This window comes from Pseudoalteromonas sp. ECSMB14103, assembly GCF_000813065.1.
In the GTDB taxonomy this organism is placed as follows: Bacteria; Pseudomonadota; Gammaproteobacteria; order Enterobacterales; family Alteromonadaceae; genus Pseudoalteromonas; species Pseudoalteromonas marina.
Genome location: NZ_JWGY01000001.1, coordinates 554,957 through 571,851, shown reverse-complemented (window position 1 = coordinate 571,851; position 16,895 = coordinate 554,957). Strand labels below are relative to the sequence as shown.

Below are 16,895 nucleotides of genomic sequence, written 5' to 3'. Positions count from 1 at the left end.
CTGTAAAATTACGTTTATTGAGAGGCCGTAAATAACTCACGACTTTTTAATGGCTTATTACCTAACAAAGGTTTTAGTAAATAGCGACTTAACTGTTTTGCCATATATAACACATCTTTTCGGCTAAAGTCATGATTTGCTATTGCTTGAAGCTGTTCTCCGCTAAAACCTGAGCGAGTATCTTCTTGGATAACAAACCCAAGTTCAGAGAAATAACTATACGTAAGCGCTTCATCTATTGGCTCACCGTTGGTATCAAAACTGAAATCAACACCGTAACCTAATAATTCTAGTAATTGAAATTCGTACGAACGCAAAACAGATTGCAAATTGGTGCCACGGTTTAAGTTTTCTAAATGAGATTTATAAAGCTCATAAGCTTGTTCAATAGGCTCATTAACAGGCACTATTCTATTTGTTAACTCGTTTAAATAAAACCCACAATAAAGCTCGTCACCAGATAGAAAAAGCGGTGCCCCTTGCAGCTCAAATTTATTAATGTATTTTAAATCGTACTTACCACTATAGTGAACAAGTAGAGGTTGAAAGGGTTGCAATTGCGCTTTGTGTTTAGTGGCCTGGCGGCCACTAATTCGTGCGATCATTCTAAGCTGGCCAACGCTTTCTACTAGCATATCGAGCATTACTTGTGAGTCACTATAAGGACGTCGGTGTAATAAATATGCGGTATAGAAGTCACTATCCATAAAGTAGGTTACTTACTATTTTAGTCTTCACCATAGCCTAGGCTTCTAAGTGCGCGTTCGTCATCAGCCCAACCAGACTTAACTTTTACCCAAAGCTCTAAAAATACTTTGTTATCTAGCATTTCTTCAAGGTCTTTACGGGCTTCACGGCCAATTACTTTTAGCTTTTCGCCTTTATTACCAATAACCATGCGCTTTTGTGTTTCACGTTCAACCAAAATTAACCCATTGATATGCCAAACACCGTTTTCTTGCCATTTAAACTGCTCTATTTCAACAGTAACCGAGTAAGGTAACTCTTCACCCATAAAGCGCATTAGCTTTTCACGGATAACCTCTGCAGCCATAAAGCGCATCGAACGATCGGTTACGTAGTCATCAGGAAAGTAAAACTCACATGGCGGAAGACGTTTGGTTACTTCGTCTTTTATAAGGTCAACATTTTTACCTTGCTTAGCCGAAACGGGCATAATGCTCACAAAGTCAAACTTATCGCCTAATAACTTCATGTGCGGAAGCACTAAATCACGGTCTTTCACTTGGTCAATTTTATTAATAACCAACATCACTGGCTTACCGCTTTGCGATACTTTATTTAGTACCATTTCATCATCAGCAGTCCAGTGTGTTCCTTCAACCACAAAAATAATCAGTTCTACGTCACCAATCGAACTAGACGCAGCTCGATTCATTAAACGGTTAATTGCGCGCTTTTCTTCTATGTGAAGTCCCGGCGTATCAACATAAACGGCTTGATGCTTACCTTCTGTATGAATACCCATAATACGGTGGCGCGTTGTTTGCGGCTTACGTGAAGTAATACTGACTTTTTGCTCAATAATCTCATTGAGTAAAGTCGATTTACCTACGTTAGGACGTCCTACAATGGCAATCATGCCACAAAATGTATCAACATCACCTTCATGAGGTTGTATTAGGGTATCAAGATTCATTTTTAATTATCTTCAATGCTTTTTCAGCAGCTTTTTGTTCGGCCTTACGGCGTGAGCTACCAACAGAAATTATGCTATCCATTCCATCAACAATACATTCAACCGTGAATGTTTGATTGTGCGCTTGGCCCTTTGTATCAACCACAGTGTAGCCTGGTAAAGGAAGTTTGCGACCTTGGAGATGCTCTTGCAGCAGGGTCTTCGGATCTTTTTGGTTAAGCCCTGGTGAAATAGCATCTAACCGTGATTCGTACCACGATAAAATAAGCTCGCTGCAACGCTCAATACCTGAATCTAAAAACGCGGCACCAATGATGGCTTCTACTGCATCGGCAAGTGTTGATTCGCGACGGAATCCACCACTTTTCAGCTCACCTGGGCCTAAACGTAAGTAATCACCTAAACCAAATTCAACGCCAAACTCAGCAAGTGTTTGACCACGTACCAGTGTTGAACGCATGCGGCTTAAGTCGCCTTCACGTGCTTTAGGGAATTTGGCATAAAGTGCATTAGCAATAACAAAACTCAAAATTGAATCGCCTAAAAACTCCAAGCGCTCGTTATGCTGACCTTTGTGACTACGGTGCGTCATTGCCTGTTCAAGTAAACCTTGATCAGAAAACTCGTAGCCGATTTTGTTGTATAACTCTGTTACATTTTTTTTCATTGTTACTGAATATTACCTAGGCGTTCAAAGCGAACACCAGTTGGAACCCATCCTGGTAAAACATCATCAGGGCCATTCTCAAATTCAAAACTCATCCATATAAAGACAGCTTTCCCCACCAAGTTTTCTTTTGGTACAAATCCCCAAAATCGACCATCTTCACTATTATCTCGGTTGTCACCCATCATAAAATAGTGATCTGCGGGTACAACCCACTCATCGGTGCGAGTACCAGCTTGTCTAAAGTAGCGACCTTTTTTCTCTGGAACCTCAGGGTAAATTAAAATATCGTGACCATCTTCTGTTAGCGATTCATTTATTCGAACCGATTCCATGCCTTTAAGCATAAACTCGCCTCTATCTTTCACTTCCATGTCAATTTTGTTGTACTCACCACATTGTAAGTTACTGCGGTTTACTTCACCCTCAGCACACTTTGGCTGAATGTATAGGTGCTTATCGCGGTATACAACCTTATCGCCAGGTAATCCTATTGTTCTTTTGATGTAGTCAATTGTTTCATTACCAGGAAACTTAAAAACAACAATATCACCACGTTCAGGCTCGTCCATCTCAACTAATTGAGTGCGCCAAACAGGGTCTTTTATACCGTATGAATACTTTTGTACTAAAATAAAATCGCCCACGAGTAGTGTTGGCATCATTGAACCTGACGGAATTTGAAAAGGTTCAAAGATAAACGATCTGAAAATAGTAATAGCAGCAATCATCGGAAAAATCGATTTTGCAGTTTCAGTTAATACTGGCTCTGGTGCAATTAATGCTGCTGTTTCATCATCTAACTTTGCGCCAGCAGAGGTTTGTGCTAACGCTAAACGCTCTTGCCTTTTTGGTGCATACATTAAGTGGTCTATTAACCATATTAAGCCTGAGCCTAAGGTTAACAGCACCAATAAAATTGAAAAGTAACCAGCCATTTATAATCCTTTGTTGTTATTTGCCAACTTTCAAAATAGCTAAAAACGCCTCTTGAGGTACTTCTACATTACCTACTTGTTTCATGCGTTTTTTACCATCTTTTTGTTTTTTGAGTAGCTTTTTCTTACGACTCACATCACCACCGTAACATTTAGCAATTACGTTTTTACGTAGCTGTTTTACAGTTGTACGCGCAATAACATGCTGGCCAATCGCGGCTTGAATTGCAATATCAAACATTTGGCGCGGAATAAGCTCTTTAAGTGCATCAGCAAGTTGACGTCCACGCGATTGCGCACTGTCTCTGTGAGCAATAATTGCAAGCGCGTCAACACGTTCACCATTAATTAAAATATCAACGCGAACCATGTCTGAGGTTTGAAAGTGCTTAAAATTATAATCTAGCGATGCAAAACCACGACTTGTAGATTTAAGCTTATCGAAGAAATCCATTACCACTTCAGCCATTGGTAACTCATACGTTACTGCAACTTGCTTACCGTGATAAGTCATTTTGGTTTGGCTACCGCGCTTTTCTATACATAGGGTAATTACATTACCTAAGTACTCTTGCGGCACTAATATATTTGCCTCAACAATCGGCTCACGAATTTCTACAATGTCATTTACTGCGGGTAAGTCAGACGGATTATCGATTTGGAAAGTGCGCTCGTCCTTTGTTACGATTTCGTAAATTACCGTTGGTGCGGTTGTAATCAAATCAATATCGTATTCACGCTCTAAACGTTCCTGAATAATTTCCATGTGGAGCATACCCAAGAAACCACAACGAAAACCAAAACCAAGTGCCGTTGAGTTTTCTGGTTCGAAGAATAACGACGCATCGTTTAAGCTTAGCTTGTTAAGCGCATCACGGAATGACTCATACTCGTCAGACGCAATTGGGAACATACCTGCATATACTTGCGGTTTAATTTTTTGAAAGCCAGGTAAACGCTCTGGTGCTGCGTTTCTTTGATGCGTAATAGTATCACCAACGGGGGCACCGTGAATCTCTTTAATACCTGCGATAACAAAGCCTACTTCACCGGTACGTAAGATACCTGTATTGGTTTGCTTAGGTGTGAATATACCCACTTGATCGGCTGTATGAATGTGCTCGTTAGACATGATTTTAATTTTGTCACCCGTACGTAGCTCACCATGCTTAATGCGCACAAGCGATACAACGCCTTGGTATGGGTCAAACCATGAATCAATAATTAGCGCTTGTAGAGGCTCATCTTTTTCACCAACTGGCGGCGGGATGTCTTTGACGATCATTTCAAGTACTTCGGCAATACCAACACCTGTTTTGGCACTACACTGCACAGCGTCTAAAGCATCAATACCAATAATTTCTTCGATTTCTTCAGCAACACGCAATGGATCTGCTTGTGGCAAATCGATTTTGTTTAATACAGGAATTACTTCTAAGTCCATTTCAATTGCGGTGTAACAGTTTGCTAAAGTTTGCGCCTCAACGCCTTGTCCTGCATCAACAACTAATAATGCGCCTTCACATGCAGCTAAAGAACGCGATACTTCATAGGTGAAGTCAACGTGCCCTGGGGTATCGATAAAGTTAAGTTGATATGTTTCGCCGTCATTTGCTTTGTAGTTCAACGTTACACTTTGCGCTTTGATGGTAATACCACGTTCGCGCTCAATATCCATTGAATCTAAAACTTGTTTTTGCATTTCACGGTCGGTTAAACCGCCACAAACTTGAATCAAACGATCTGAAAGGGTCGATTTACCGTGGTCAATATGGGCGATTATCGAAAAATTACGGATATGCTTCATAAACTGAGTTCAATACTTCTTATTTAAAGGACTAAATATGGATACCTAAGTGACTTGCAAATACTTGTTTTAGCATGCTTTTGTTAATTAATTTAAAACATACATAATGACGAAAAATGATATAAACAATCAATAAAGGCTCACACAGCAACCATGCTGATTAACTTTTATTAAATTGTTTTAAATCACAGCTTCCTGTATTTCCAAGTTACTTGGGTATAAAACGCCAATTTTACATTTAATTGGCGTCAATCACCATCTATTTGAGTTAAAGGGATACTAATTGGGTGAATTTTTACTACTTTTATATCGTGCCTGAGCGATTTAACACGTGTTTTTGCAATATAAAACCCCAAAACACCGCCCACCGCAGCTGCAAATATTTGCCACCCTTCGCCCATTAGTAATAACTCAGACGTAGCAAGTGCAAAAACAAGACTTAAAAAAAGCGGCAGCATATACACAGCAAATGCGTGTTTTACCATATGGCTATCATCAAGGGATAAAGTGATTTTCTGGCCTATTTCGACAGGGGACTCAAATTTATAAGGGAGTGTTTTTTTTGCAGTGCCAAATAATTTACTAAATACTTGGGAACCGCAACGACCGTTGCAGCCAGCGCAAGCTTGCTTTTGCTCGGCTTCTAAATGAGCCGTGTGGCCACTAAGGGCCACAACAGTGAGGGTTTGTTCAATCATAACAATCCTTACGAATCGTTTATAAAGCGCGCGTAACAGATTCGGCTATTGCCTTTGCAGTTAGGCTTGGCACATTACCAACAACCGATACATCAAAATTACCGCCATTATGCACATAAACCGTTGTAGCGCCAGAGGTGAGTGCACCACTTAAACGTTTACCAGGTAGTGGTCGCTGAATAAATACCGACACTTCAACAAACCCATCTGAATATAGATAGTAATCCGTAAGCTCGTTATTCAAATCTAGCTTGTGCCTATCAGATTTGAGTAGCTCAAAACCGGCAGGTAACCAGCTTATTTTCCAGTTAGTTGACGAACTATCAACCCCTTCCAATTCGTTTTCAGGTAAGGGTGTAGGAAAATTTCGATTTAACACTTCTAACAGCATAGGTGCTGGTTGTTCAGTCACACTAATATGGGTTAGCTGAAGCTGCTCAAGAGCCTCTCCTTGATGGTTTACATAAGCAGCTTTTAATAGCAGCGCCGATTCCATATCAAGCCAAATCCAGTAGTTATATTTGTGCTCATCTTTTGATTCTATACGTACAAGTTGTGCAGCACGCCCAGCAATACGCCCTTTTCCGCCAAGTACAAAATCGTAGTGCTCACTTAAGCGCTGTATGTCTTTAAAAAGTACTTCTGGAATAGGCCCTGCTATAGAGTCTGTTTTTAGTGAATAAGGTTCAGACTGAGGTTCAAAGTAAGTTACCTGGTCGTTGACTCTAATCATTTCAAGGCCTGCGCCATTGAGCAAACTTAGGTGTTCGAGTTCAATTTCACCCTGTTTGGCGTGCACCCATCGATAGGGTTCCATTGATTTACCTTTAACAACCACAAACGAGGCATCAAAGTTACGATTATGAACAGCATTAGCCATTTCTAATAATAGCGTTTTGGCAGGATTTGAGTCGTTGGCAACTGCAGTAAAGCTCAATACCAACGACAGAACAAAAGTGATTACTTTCATTTAATTAGTTTTTTTCCTCTTGCGCTTTTGTTTCATTTTGCGCTGTTTGAAGAGAGTTAGCAACACGTGCTTGACGTTGATGCTCTAATACTAACGCGCCAATACGCTGTTGTTGCAATTCACGTAAGCCTTGCTCTGCGTTTTCAAGAGCGGGCGCTGATGAGTAGCTCACTGGTGACGCCATACCTGTTAACGGTGTTGTTTGCAGTAATGGGATTTCATTTTGCTGTGGATCACTTTGCGGTAAAGTGCTTACTCCCACAATCGCAAACATTGCCACACTTGCAGCGATTGCAAGCTGAGCAACAGGCTTACGCCAATTAAATGCCACTACGTTATTTTGGTCTGGCTTATCGTCCACTTTAGACTGCTTTTTCGACTGGGTAAAGTCAGCATAAACAGGCTCGTTTTCAAGTGCTAGAGCAACGCGTTCGCTAATATCAATATGGATGTCGTGGTTATTTTTTTGAGCACGCATTGCATCACCAATTAACGCATAACGACCAAACGTAGAAACATCTTGCTCTGCAATTTTTGCATCAGCTAGGTGCTGCTCGCCATCAAGTAATGCAGATAACGATTCGTTATCTAACTTGTTAAGGTGTGCTTTTGTCATACTAAGACTCGCCTATTAATGGGTTTAATTTGTTATCAATTGCTTCACGGGCACGAAATATACGCGAACGTACTGTGCCTACAGGGCAATCCATTACCACAGCTATTTCTTCATAGCTCATACCCTCAATTTCTCTGAGAGTTATTGCGGTTTTAAGGTCTTCAGGCAAACTATCAATTGTATTAAAAATTACAGCGCGAACCTCTTCACTTAATAAAAGGTTTTCAGGTGATGCGTTTGAACGCATCGAGTCACCACAATCATAAAATTCAGCTTCTTCAGCGTCAATATCATTAGCTGGCGGCTTACGCCCCTGAGCAACTAAATAATTTTTAGCACAATTAACGGCAATACGGTATAACCAAGTATAGAAAGCACTGTCGCCTCTAAAGTTGGGAAGTGCACGGTAAGCTTTTATAAAAGCTTCTTGCGCTACATCAGCAATATCGCCTTGATTTGATACATAACGAGAGATCAAACCTGCAATTTTGTTTTGATACTTCTTTACTAATAGATTGAAGGCATTTTTATCGCCCTGCTGCACTCTTCTTACTAGCACTAAATCCAATTCCTGCTCGCTCATTCGAGCCGGTACTCCTATGTCTGGTTTTTGCTTGTTATTCATATTATCGCCATTGTTCACAAATACTCTGACCGCGGCATGAATAAAAAGTTCTGCTTAATATTATTTTTATATAAAATAGTTCATAAATAACGGCGCTAAGCCATTAAAATCACTACATAGTGGTATGACAAATATGATACAACTACAAATATTAAAAACAAATACTGCTTTATTTAAGCATTGTAACCGCAAAGTACCCCTGACATGAACCAAAATAAACATCACATCGCAGATGTCGCTATTATCGGAAGCGGCGCGGCTGGCTTATCTCTTGCCTTATCATTAGCTAACTATTGTAACGTTACCGTTATTAGTAAAGGCGCGCTTACAGAAGGCTCTACACTTTATGCACAAGGTGGAATAGCCGCAGTATTTGATAAAAAAAATGACAGTATTGAATCGCATGTTGAAGATACTTTGGATGCTGGCGGCGGCCTATGTGACCGTGAAGCTGTTCACTATACAGCAAGTAATGCACACGATTGCCTTCAATGGCTAATTGACCAAGGTGTGCCTTTTGACATGGAATTTGATAGCAAAGGCAAAGAGCGTTTTCACTTAACGCGAGAAGGCGGTCATAGCCATCGTCGAATTTTGCATGCCGCTGATGCGACTGGTAAAGCAGTTCAAACAACATTAATAAGCCAAGTAAAATTACATAAAAACATCACTCTACTTGAGCAATACAATGCAATTGATTTAATTACTGATAAAAATACTGGCAAAGCAGGAACACACGTTGAGGGTATGTATGTGTGGAACAAAAGAGCTAAAAAAGTCGAAACTATATCAGCTAAATTTGTAGCACTTGCGACCGGTGGAGCAAGCAAGGTGTACTTATATACATCTAATCCTGATGTATCAAGCGGTGACGGTATTGCTATGGCTTGGCGAGCTGGCTGTAAAGTGGCTAATATGGAATTTAATCAATTCCATCCCACCAGCTTATACCACCCTGAATTACAAAACTTTCTAATTACCGAGGCAATGCGCGGTGAGGGCGCGTATTTAAAACGCCCAGATGGCACTCGCTTTATGAAAGATTTTGATGAACGTGAAGAGCTAGCCCCTCGTGATATAGTCGCTCGCGCAATCGATTTTGAAATGAAGCGCATAGGTGCAAATTGCGTTTATTTAGATATTAGCCATAAAGATAAAGAATTTATTATTGAGCACTTCCCTACCATTTATGCAAAATGCTTGAGTGTTGGGTTAGATATTACAAAAGAAGCGATTCCGGTTGTCCCTGCCGCACACTACACTTGCGGTGGTGTAATGACTGACTTTAACGGTAAAACAGATTTAGATAATCTATATGCAGTTGGTGAAGTAGCTTACACCGGCCTGCACGGTGCAAACAGAATGGCAAGTAACTCATTATTAGAGTGCATTGTGTTTGCCCATGCTGCAGCGAAAGATATTTTAAGCAAAATTGAACATGCACCAGAACCCATGACCTTGCCGCAATGGGATGAAAGCCGTGTAACTAACTCGGACGAAGAAATAGTCATTACGCATAATTGGCATGAGTTACGCCTATTTATGTGGGATTATGTCGGTATTGTTCGTTCAACTAAGCGTTTAGAGCGAGCACTACATCGGGTTGAGTTGCTGCAACAAGAAATACACGACTATTATGCTAACTTTAGAGTAAGTAACAACTTACTCGAGCTACGTAATTTAGTGCAAGTAGCAGAGTTAATAATTAGAAGTGCAATGCAAAGAAAAGAAAGTAGAGGGCTTCATTACACAATTGATTACCCTGAGCAAAACGAAAACCCAACCCCCACTATTTTGACCCCTGAGCGCCATTAACCGCACTCAAAACAGCTCGTTTTAATCGGGCATAGCTTTGCTTATCAACACCATTGGCTGAAATAATAAGCCAATGGTTGTTATTAAATCCTTTTATAAGTAGCCAAACACTGCCCGTAAACACTTTGCTTTTTGGACTTATTTGCCCTTCTATTTTATGTGCGTCATTTTCGAATCTAAACAAACTAGGCTCTAAAATAATCACGCCCATTTGCGGTTGGCAAGCTTTTACTTTACGCCAGACTAAAACCCCGGTTATCAAGTTGGCAAAAATACATATTAGGATTGCCAAAAAAGAGCTTAAAAATAAACACATTATTAAAGTAAGCACACAAAAAAAGACCACAATGGGTTTGTGGTCTGCTTTATTATTTTTTACAGTGAACCTATACACGAACTCTGTTTAATATGAGTTGTACCATACTATTTAGCTGCTCGTCTTTGCATTTTTCATGGCCCATAAACCATGCAAATAGATCAGGATCTTCTTGTGTTAACAAGCGCTGAAAAATAGCTTGTTGCTCTGCATTTAAAGAATCGTATGCTTCTTCTACAAACGGCATAAACAAAACATCTAGCTCTAACATACCACGACGACAAGCCCAACGAATACGTGCTTTACTATGAATTTCAACCATTTTAAACCTCATACTGAATTGACTCGAGTTTAACAAACACAAGCCGGTTTAGCAGCTATTAATCAACTATAAAATAAATACACCCCTGCGGGTGCTTGTCTGTACCATACGTAGCAACTGCGTTATTATGTCACTTCATTTGTATTGCAAAGAAGGTTTTTATGTCTAGCGTTTACGCATGTCCGTTATCTCACCAACTTATTAGCCTTACAGGTGCTGATAAATTATCTTATCTGCACGGGCAAATTACTCAAGATCTAAATAAACTAACCAACAGCAATTTTTTATGGACCGGCCACTGTAGCGCCAAAGGAAAACTTTGGGGCGTATTTAAGCTATTTTCTCACCAAGACAGTTACTACTTATCTGGCAGTAGTGCTGAGGTAGAGCAATCGTTAGTTGAGCTAAAAAAATACGCAGTATTTGCAAAAGTAGACATAAGTGCGTCTTCAAACCGGTTAATTGGCCTTATTGGTGATGACTTATCTACGATTTTAACAGAGCTGGGTATTTCTTTTGACGACAATATAATAGCGTGTGACTTTGATAACGGTAAAGCATTGAAGCTGGCTGATAACCGAGTGTTGCTTATGGTTGACAGTCAGTTTGCAATCCCGGATAGCGTTTTAACGCTTGATAACGATGCACCATGGCAGCAAGCAGCAATTTTAGCTGGCGAGCCACAGCTGAGCAGTGATGCAATTGGTGAATATGTGCCGCAAATGGTTAATTTACAAGCCATTGGTGGAATCAGCTTTAAAAAAGGCTGCTATACAGGGCAAGAAACTGTAGCCCGTATGAAATACCTTGGTAAAAATAAGCGAGCCATGTATATCGTATCAGGGCAAAGTGAAAGTATGCTGGACGAACCCGAACTTGAAGTACAACTGGGTGAAAACTGGCGTCGTGCTGGTAAGCTTATTGCGCAAAGCTTTGATGAAAAAACAAAGATCTTAACTGGCCTTGTTGTGTTGCCAAACGATACTGAAACAACGCAAGTACTTCGTGCAAAACACGCGCCTCAGGTAGAGCTAAACATTCTGCCTCTGCCCTACTCTTTAGATGATGAATAAATAGGAATGACTATGATCGTTGCGGCAAACAAAGTGGTAAAAATGCATTATTCAGTAATGGATAATGATAACAATAGCATTGATAACTCGTTCGGTGGTGAGCCGCTACATTTTATTGTAGGTACTGGTTACCTCATTTCAGGGCTTGAAAATGCGCTACTAGGCAAACAACCTGGTGATACGCTTAGCGTAAAAGTTGAGCCTGAAGATGGTTACGGTGAACGCCATGACAACCTAATGCAAGCTGTACCAAAGTCGATGTTCGATGGTATGGAAATTGAAGTGGGTATGCAATTTCGCGCATCAACAGATGATGGCGACCAATCAGTAATGATTATTGATATTCAAGATGAAGAGGTCATTGTTGATGGCAATAACCCGCTTGCAGGTATTACGCTTAACTTTGATGTAGAAATACTTGAAGTGCGTGACGCAACAGAAGACGAACTCACTCATGGCCATGTTCATGGCGAAGGGGGGTGTGGTCACGACCACTAACTTACAGATGTAAAAAAGCGCCTAAGGCGCTTTTTTTATATCATGTTATTGCGTTTGACCTCTTTGGGCTCGCTTTGTTGCTTTTGAGGCTTCGCCATTGTTACGTTTTGTTTTTTTAGCGCGTCTAATAACCCTTGTTGGTCGTTTGTACCCACTCTATACAAGGTACCATCGTTAAGCGTTAGCTGAACAGCACTAAATCCAGACACGGTATAAACCCACCCATCGTGCGTTATTCGAATACCAATACCATGTCTGTATGAGTTTTGAACCGCTTTTGCCTCTGAAATATCGCTGAGCATAATTTGCTGGCCAGCCACGCCCGGGCCAAATCCCCAGCTAATTGTTTTATCGTCAACTTTAACTGTTAAGCCATGAAACAAAAAGCCCACCAGCACCAACACCCCTGCAAAAATAATTAACGGCCAATCTGCCCCTATTAAATTCCACGCAAGTGCTACAAAGCCACCAATCCAGGTCAAAACAAAAAAGATAAACACCGCATACTGTTTATGCTGATACATATTATTCTCTAATTAAATAAAATACTTAAAAGCTATACACTAAAGTAGCACTGAGCTCAGAATCAAACTTAAGTTTATCATCTTCGGGTTTTGAATTATAACGATACATATAAGCAAACTTAAGAGACACCGCCCCTATAACCTGACTAATCAGCGCAGTTTCAGATTTTAATCGTGAATTTAACCCTGACAATGACTGCTCTATACTCACATCTTGATTAAAACGAGTGCGTTTTGAAACCAGTCGTTCCCATTGCATAGCAACACGAAGTAAGTAACCGGTTTTATTTTCTTCGCTATCACTTACCGTTGAGTCTTCATCAGCCACCGAACGATACAGACCAGGCCCTATATCAATATCGACTTTGTTCTTAGTGCCCTGATAAACACGTGCGCCATACCCCGTTGCAATGGTACTTTTGAATTTAAGGCCACTAAACTGATCTTCCTCGTAATCGCCATAGATAAAGAACGATGAGTTTTTAACGCCTACTTTATAGTTACCTTGTGCAGATACAAATACACGGTTTGCAGTTACGTCGCTGTCTCCAGTGTCGTCATTTTCGTCGCGCTTATAGAGGGTGTCAATTTTAAATTGGTTTCGCCACTTTTCAAAATCTTGGTACAGGTTACCTTTGAGCTTAAAGCTGGTTGAATTAATATTTCCCCGAGACAAAATAAACCCAAACTCAGTATCGCCGTATAGCATTTCACCTTTGTGCAAATCATGGATTTCTTCGTCAGAAAGCTGCCCATACTCATGAAAATCTTCAAATGGATCAACAGCCCAGCAAGAGCTACTAATTAAAATAAAAATTATAAATAAATACTTACGCAACATTCTCTCTCGCCACTTAATAAAAAATAAACAAGCAGTGGGGCTTATTCACTTTCTTTCCATAAAATATGGCAAAACGGAGCGTCTTTATCACGGCTAATTAAAATTTTTGCAAATAGCACATCTTCATTATCAAACTCTAAACCCACTAACACTTGAATAAAGTGTTCTGGCTCAATTTCAAGCGCAACAAAATCTTGCCACTGGTCGTCAGGTTCATCTTCTTCAATAAAGCCAAGGTCTTCTCGATATTCATTAAAGTTTTCAACGTCGTCATCACTTAAGTTACTCGGTGCTAACTCTAAAAAAATATCATAAGCTTGATGTGTTGCTTCTTCGATTGTAAATAAACGTGGACCCGACATAGTTGCGTAACCTTAACCTTAATAATTGGCGGTATGTTATCAAATCTGATTAGCTATTTGATAAAAAAGCGTTTAAAAACCTGACTTTTTTAACCTCAAACCACACTTTGTTAATTATCAAAATAAAACCAAGTCATTCAGACTGCTCATTTACAAATAAATTCAATCTATTTTAAAAACTACATCACTTTACTTCACCTTTCTAACCGCATAAGCTCAAGCAAAAGGTCAGAGGAGTTAATAATGATAAAACTAGAAAAGCAAGAAGGTATTGCAACGGTTACCTTGAGTCGAGCTGATAAACAAAACGCATTAAACTTTGCCATGTTTATGTCGTTAAATAACACGATTAAAAATATAAAAAAGGATCGTACTATTCGTGCGGTAATTATAAAGGGGGATGGCGATCATTTTTGTTCAGGGCTTGATATTGCCGCAGTTATGGCCTCACCTTTAAATATCATAAAATTACTGTTTAAGTGGTTACCCGGCAACCAAAACTTAGCCCAAAAAGTAGTACTGGGCTGGCAGTCGTTAAGCGTACCTGTTATTGCACAAATTAATGGCAATTGTTTAGGTGGGGGTTTACAAATAGCGTTAGGAGCTGATTACAGAATTGTTCACAATGACGCCAAGCTAGCTATTATGGAAGCCCGCTGGGGGCTTTGTCCTGACATGGGAGCAAATGTAATGGTGGGCGGACTAGTTAAACGCGACCAAGCACTTTTACTTGCAAGCCATGCGAACCCTATAACTGCAGAGCAAGCAAACGAGCTTGGACTGGTCACACAACTAACAAACAACACCGAACTTGCAACCCAAACACTGCTGAGTACATTGCTTGAACGCTCACCGGATACCCTAGCTGCCATTAAACGTATTACTCAATTAAGCTACAAGTCACGGCAACGAAAAATACTCGCAAAAGAAACCTGGAGTCAAATTCGTTTACTAGCAAATCCAAATACAAAAAAAGCCATTGCAAAAGCAAAAGGTAAATCCGATATAAAATACAAAAACGCCAAACGGTGGTAATGCATTAATAGCGGTAATACTAAGGCACAATGTACACGCTGTTATTGATTGTTAAACTAAATGCACCCTATTAAATTGAGTAATAATGATGAAATACCTTTTAAGTAGCGCAATCATTTTGCTGTGTTTAGCCTGCGCTAAACTTACTATGCATTATACAGGAGGCAGCTTTCCTGCCCCTTTACTCGCTATGGTTATTTTATTAGCGTTGCTGCTAGCAGGCATAGTAAAAGAGCAACACCTAAAGCCTTGTGCCTCCCCAATTTTAAATGTTATGCCTATTTTTTTTATTCCCGCTGGCGTTGGCTTTATTGAACACCTAAACCTTATAAAATCTAATTGGCCTTTTTTAATGTCTGTTATTTTTATTGTGCCAGCTAGTACATTATTACTAGTTAGCTCAGTGATGGTTTTTTTCAAAAGCAGAAAAAACAATGACTGAATTAAAGCCTGACATTTGGTGGTTGTGTGTTCCTATAATTATTGCTTTGTTTTTACTGCTTAGGGCGTTTAACGTACGCATGAAAAGCAGTGCTTTAAAGTCAATTACAAACCCTGTTTTTTTAAGTATTGCCGTTATTGCTTTGCTATTGATTAACTTTAACCTACCTTATTCTGAATTTGCTTATCATAGCCAGCTACTAAGCTGGCTTTTAGAGCCCGCCATTGTCGCATTAGCGCTACCTTTGTATCAGCAGTTTATTCACGTACGTAAAAATCTATTACTCATACTAGGTACTTGCAGTTTAGGTATTGTAAATGCAACTTTTGTGGCTTTTTTATTAAGTGTATTTTTTAAGGTTCCTTCTGAGCTAAGTGCCTCTGTGGCGGCACTTAGCGTCACAACGCCTATTTCTTTAATTGTTACAGATTCGTTGGGGGGGATCAGCTCTTTGGCCGCCGCTATGGTTATTTTTATTGGCTTATTAGGGGCATTATTTGGTTTCGTGCTGTTTAAATTAGTAAAAATAGGCAGTCATGAATCCCAAGGTGTTGCTATGGGGACGGCCTGCCACGCTATTGGGACAGCAGCGGCACTTGCTGAACACCCTAAAATAGGTGCATTTTCATCAGTAGCTATGGCGCTCAGTGCATTGCTAACGGCCATAATAGTCCCACTCCTCTATCCTTTTTTAGTAAACAGTTTGCTATAGTTTACAAAAATTTAATTACACGAGTTAAGAGCCCATAATGATCAGTTCTGAAATCGAACAGTTTGAAAAGTATTACAATATGCTCACTGAGTATTTAGTTACCTACAGCATGCAAATTGTAGGGGCTGTTTTTATATTGTTGATTGGCCTTTGGATAGCACAAAAACTATCTAAAATAGTCGCCAATTTAATGACTCGCCATAATGTGGATATTACGCTTACAAACTTTGTTAGTAGTGTTGTAAAAGTACTGCTTATTGTTATGGTTATTATTATAGCGCTTGGCAAGATAGGGATAAGTGTTACTCCCTTTGTGGCGGCAATAGGTGCAGCTTCTTTGGGTGCAGGTTTAGCACTACAGGGCATGCTGTCTAATTATGGTGCTGGCCTTGCCATTATCGCTACACGCCCTTTTGTAGTTGGCGATACCATTGAAGTTAAAAATGTAAGCGGTCAAGTTAAAACAATAGAGCTTGGCTACACCATTTTAATAGATGAAGAAAAAGTAGAAATCACCATCCCTAACAAACATATAATGGGCGAAATAATTCATAACTCATTTAGTTACTCGTTAGTTAAGGGTGAAATAGATATTGCCTATAGCGCATGTGCTGATACCGCAATTAATCTTATTGAAGAGGTACTCAACGCACACGAGTTAGTTGCTCAAAACCCGCACTCGCAAATAGGCATTGAGCGCTTTGCCGATAGCGGTGTTACCCTTAGCTACCGATACTGGGTACCCACCACGAAAATTATAGAAACAAAGTTAGCTATAAACGGTGGAGTGTACAAAGCCATTAACGACGCCAATATCGAAATTCCTTTCCCGCAACGTGTTGTTACCATAAATAAAAACGACCTATAACTGTAAATACAACGCTGGTCTAGCCAAGGGCTGGCGTTAAAATAACTCAACACCACTGACTAAAAGCCATATTGGTTTGCCATTTTTTCTGTACTATTAAGTTACA

General features: G+C 39.9%; 21 protein-coding genes. 7 read left to right on the top strand and 14 right to left on the bottom strand.

The genetic code is table 11. The features are described from left to right. Positions 1 to 14: 14 nt before the first annotated feature. The 9 genes from recO to rpoE all read right to left on the bottom strand — a co-directional run bounded on the left by recO (position 15) and on the right by rpoE (position 7,939). Positions 15 to 707, bottom strand: coding sequence for a DNA repair protein RecO (recO, locus tag RF53_RS02580; RefSeq protein WP_039036544.1), 693 nt, complete (start codon positions 705 to 707; stop codon positions 15 to 17). 20 nt (positions 708 to 727) lie between these two features. Further along, positions 728 to 1,660 (bottom strand): GTPase Era, encoded by a 933-nt coding sequence (gene era / locus RF53_RS02575; protein ID WP_008132750.1) that lies wholly within the window; start codon positions 1,658 to 1,660, stop codon positions 728 to 730. Beyond that, on the bottom strand, positions 1,650 to 2,327 hold the full coding sequence (gene rnc / locus RF53_RS02570) for a ribonuclease III (RefSeq protein ID WP_006794149.1): 678 nt from the start codon (positions 2,325 to 2,327) through the stop codon (positions 1,650 to 1,652). Before rnc ends, era begins: the two co-directional genes overlap by 11 nt. A gap of 2 nt (positions 2,328 to 2,329) precedes the next feature. After that, complete coding sequence (gene lepB, locus RF53_RS02565; protein WP_006794148.1) at positions 2,330 to 3,265, bottom strand: signal peptidase I; 936 nt, start codon at positions 3,263 to 3,265, stop codon at positions 2,330 to 2,332. Between the two features lie 16 nt (positions 3,266 to 3,281). Further along, complete coding sequence (lepA, locus tag RF53_RS02560; RefSeq protein WP_006794147.1) at positions 3,282 to 5,072, bottom strand: translation elongation factor 4; 1,791 nt, start codon at positions 5,070 to 5,072, stop codon at positions 3,282 to 3,284. 248 nt (positions 5,073 to 5,320) lie between these two features. Beyond that, complete coding sequence (locus tag RF53_RS02555; protein ID WP_006794146.1) at positions 5,321 to 5,770, bottom strand: SoxR reducing system RseC family protein; 450 nt, start codon at positions 5,768 to 5,770, stop codon at positions 5,321 to 5,323. A gap of 19 nt (positions 5,771 to 5,789) precedes the next feature. Further along, positions 5,790 to 6,740, bottom strand: coding sequence for a MucB/RseB C-terminal domain-containing protein (locus RF53_RS02550; RefSeq protein ID WP_039036543.1), 951 nt, complete (start codon positions 6,738 to 6,740; stop codon positions 5,790 to 5,792). 4 nt (positions 6,741 to 6,744) lie between these two features. Then, positions 6,745 to 7,356 carry a sigma-E factor negative regulatory protein gene (locus tag RF53_RS02545; RefSeq protein WP_039036542.1) on the bottom strand — a complete coding sequence of 204 codons (612 nt, stop codon included), beginning with the start codon at positions 7,354 to 7,356 and terminating at the stop codon, positions 6,745 to 6,747. A 1-nt stretch (position 7,357) separates the two neighbouring features. Next, positions 7,358 to 7,939 (bottom strand): RNA polymerase sigma factor RpoE, encoded by a 582-nt coding sequence (gene rpoE / locus RF53_RS02540; protein ID WP_006794143.1) that lies wholly within the window; start codon positions 7,937 to 7,939, stop codon positions 7,358 to 7,360. Between the two features lie 246 nt (positions 7,940 to 8,185). Between rpoE and nadB the strand changes: the two genes are divergently transcribed. Continuing rightward, on the top strand, positions 8,186 to 9,796 hold the full coding sequence (gene nadB, locus RF53_RS02535; RefSeq protein ID WP_039036541.1) for an L-aspartate oxidase: 1,611 nt from the start codon (positions 8,186 to 8,188) through the stop codon (positions 9,794 to 9,796). On the opposite strand, the gene RF53_RS02530 is transcribed toward nadB, so the two are convergent. Beyond that, entirely contained in the window at positions 9,771 to 10,112 is a 342-nt protein-coding gene (locus RF53_RS02530) for a hypothetical protein (protein WP_425273084.1), read from the bottom strand. The genes nadB and RF53_RS02530 overlap by 26 nt on opposite strands. A gap of 70 nt (positions 10,113 to 10,182) precedes the next feature. After that, on the bottom strand, positions 10,183 to 10,434 hold the full coding sequence (locus RF53_RS02525; RefSeq protein ID WP_006794140.1) for an FAD assembly factor SdhE: 252 nt from the start codon (positions 10,432 to 10,434) through the stop codon (positions 10,183 to 10,185). A gap of 161 nt (positions 10,435 to 10,595) precedes the next feature. On the opposite strand from RF53_RS02525, the gene ygfZ reads away from it, so the two are divergent. Next, positions 10,596 to 11,507, top strand: a complete 912-nt coding sequence (ygfZ, locus tag RF53_RS02520; protein ID WP_039036540.1) for a tRNA-modifying protein YgfZ — start codon at positions 10,596 to 10,598, stop codon at positions 11,505 to 11,507. A gap of 12 nt (positions 11,508 to 11,519) precedes the next feature. Continuing rightward, positions 11,520 to 12,005, top strand: a complete 486-nt coding sequence (locus RF53_RS02515; protein ID WP_039036539.1) for an FKBP-type peptidyl-prolyl cis-trans isomerase — start codon at positions 11,520 to 11,522, stop codon at positions 12,003 to 12,005. 35 nt (positions 12,006 to 12,040) lie between these two features. Here RF53_RS02515 and RF53_RS02510 read toward each other — a convergent pair whose 3' ends face one another. Genes RF53_RS02510 through RF53_RS02500 form a run of 3 tightly spaced genes read right to left on the bottom strand, consistent with a single transcriptional unit; the run spans position 12,041 to position 13,732 of the window. Next, on the bottom strand, positions 12,041 to 12,529 hold the full coding sequence (locus tag RF53_RS02510; RefSeq protein WP_039036538.1) for a hypothetical protein: 489 nt from the start codon (positions 12,527 to 12,529) through the stop codon (positions 12,041 to 12,043). Between the two features lie 25 nt (positions 12,530 to 12,554). Next, positions 12,555 to 13,370, bottom strand: coding sequence for a DUF481 domain-containing protein (locus tag RF53_RS02505; RefSeq protein WP_006794136.1), 816 nt, complete (start codon positions 13,368 to 13,370; stop codon positions 12,555 to 12,557). A gap of 41 nt (positions 13,371 to 13,411) precedes the next feature. Next, positions 13,412 to 13,732, bottom strand: a complete 321-nt coding sequence (locus tag RF53_RS02500) for an HI1450 family dsDNA-mimic protein (RefSeq protein WP_006794135.1) — start codon at positions 13,730 to 13,732, stop codon at positions 13,412 to 13,414. A 243-nt stretch (positions 13,733 to 13,975) separates the two neighbouring features. Between RF53_RS02500 and RF53_RS02495 the strand changes: the two genes are divergently transcribed. The 4 genes from RF53_RS02495 (at position 13,976) to RF53_RS02480 (ending at position 16,789) form a co-directional block, all read left to right on the top strand. Beyond that, positions 13,976 to 14,767: a crotonase/enoyl-CoA hydratase family protein gene (locus tag RF53_RS02495; RefSeq protein ID WP_039036537.1), complete on the top strand. Its 792-nt coding sequence runs from the start codon at positions 13,976 to 13,978 to the stop codon at positions 14,765 to 14,767. Between the two features lie 88 nt (positions 14,768 to 14,855). Further along, a complete protein-coding gene (locus tag RF53_RS02490) occupies positions 14,856 to 15,209 on the top strand; it encodes a CidA/LrgA family protein (RefSeq protein ID WP_039036536.1) in 354 nt (117 codons plus the stop codon). Continuing rightward, positions 15,202 to 15,921 (top strand): LrgB family protein, encoded by a 720-nt coding sequence (locus RF53_RS02485; RefSeq protein ID WP_039036535.1) that lies wholly within the window; start codon positions 15,202 to 15,204, stop codon positions 15,919 to 15,921. Before RF53_RS02490 ends, RF53_RS02485 begins: the two co-directional genes overlap by 8 nt. Positions 15,922 to 15,958: 37 nt before the next feature. After that, on the top strand, positions 15,959 to 16,789 hold the full coding sequence (locus RF53_RS02480; protein WP_008132787.1) for a mechanosensitive ion channel family protein: 831 nt from the start codon (positions 15,959 to 15,961) through the stop codon (positions 16,787 to 16,789). Positions 16,790 to 16,895: the final 106 nt, after the last annotated feature.

Coding starts and splice junctions, on each gene's coding strand:
- recO (WP_039036544.1), bottom strand. CDS start 707: ATGGATAGTGACTTCTATACCGCATATTTATTACACCGACGTCCTTAT.
- era (WP_008132750.1), bottom strand. CDS start 1,660: ATGAATCTTGATACCCTAATACAACCTCATGAAGGTGATGTTGATACA.
- rnc (WP_006794149.1), bottom strand. CDS start 2,327: ATGAAAAAAAATGTAACAGAGTTATACAACAAAATCGGCTACGAGTTT.
- lepB (WP_006794148.1), bottom strand. CDS start 3,265: ATGGCTGGTTACTTTTCAATTTTATTGGTGCTGTTAACCTTAGGCTCA.
- lepA (WP_006794147.1), bottom strand. CDS start 5,072: ATGAAGCATATCCGTAATTTTTCGATAATCGCCCATATTGACCACGGT.
- RF53_RS02555 (WP_006794146.1), bottom strand. CDS start 5,770: ATGATTGAACAAACCCTCACTGTTGTGGCCCTTAGTGGCCACACGGCT.
- RF53_RS02550 (WP_039036543.1), bottom strand. CDS start 6,740: ATGAAAGTAATCACTTTTGTTCTGTCGTTGGTATTGAGCTTTACTGCA.
- RF53_RS02545 (WP_039036542.1), bottom strand. CDS start 7,356: ATGACAAAAGCACACCTTAACAAGTTAGATAACGAATCGTTATCTGCA.
- rpoE (WP_006794143.1), bottom strand. CDS start 7,939: ATGAGCGAGCAGGAATTGGATTTAGTGCTAGTAAGAAGAGTGCAGCAG.
- nadB (WP_039036541.1), top strand. CDS start 8,186: ATGAACCAAAATAAACATCACATCGCAGATGTCGCTATTATCGGAAGC.
- RF53_RS02530 (WP_425273084.1), bottom strand. CDS start 10,112: ATGTGTTTATTTTTAAGCTCTTTTTTGGCAATCCTAATATGTATTTTT.
- RF53_RS02525 (WP_006794140.1), bottom strand. CDS start 10,434: ATGGTTGAAATTCATAGTAAAGCACGTATTCGTTGGGCTTGTCGTCGT.
- ygfZ (WP_039036540.1), top strand. CDS start 10,596: ATGTCTAGCGTTTACGCATGTCCGTTATCTCACCAACTTATTAGCCTT.
- RF53_RS02515 (WP_039036539.1), top strand. CDS start 11,520: ATGATCGTTGCGGCAAACAAAGTGGTAAAAATGCATTATTCAGTAATG.
- RF53_RS02510 (WP_039036538.1), bottom strand. CDS start 12,529: ATGTATCAGCATAAACAGTATGCGGTGTTTATCTTTTTTGTTTTGACC.
- RF53_RS02505 (WP_006794136.1), bottom strand. CDS start 13,370: ATGTTGCGTAAGTATTTATTTATAATTTTTATTTTAATTAGTAGCTCT.
- RF53_RS02500 (WP_006794135.1), bottom strand. CDS start 13,732: ATGTCGGGTCCACGTTTATTTACAATCGAAGAAGCAACACATCAAGCT.
- RF53_RS02495 (WP_039036537.1), top strand. CDS start 13,976: ATGATAAAACTAGAAAAGCAAGAAGGTATTGCAACGGTTACCTTGAGT.
- RF53_RS02490 (WP_039036536.1), top strand. CDS start 14,856: ATGAAATACCTTTTAAGTAGCGCAATCATTTTGCTGTGTTTAGCCTGC.
- RF53_RS02485 (WP_039036535.1), top strand. CDS start 15,202: ATGACTGAATTAAAGCCTGACATTTGGTGGTTGTGTGTTCCTATAATT.
- RF53_RS02480 (WP_008132787.1), top strand. CDS start 15,959: ATGATCAGTTCTGAAATCGAACAGTTTGAAAAGTATTACAATATGCTC.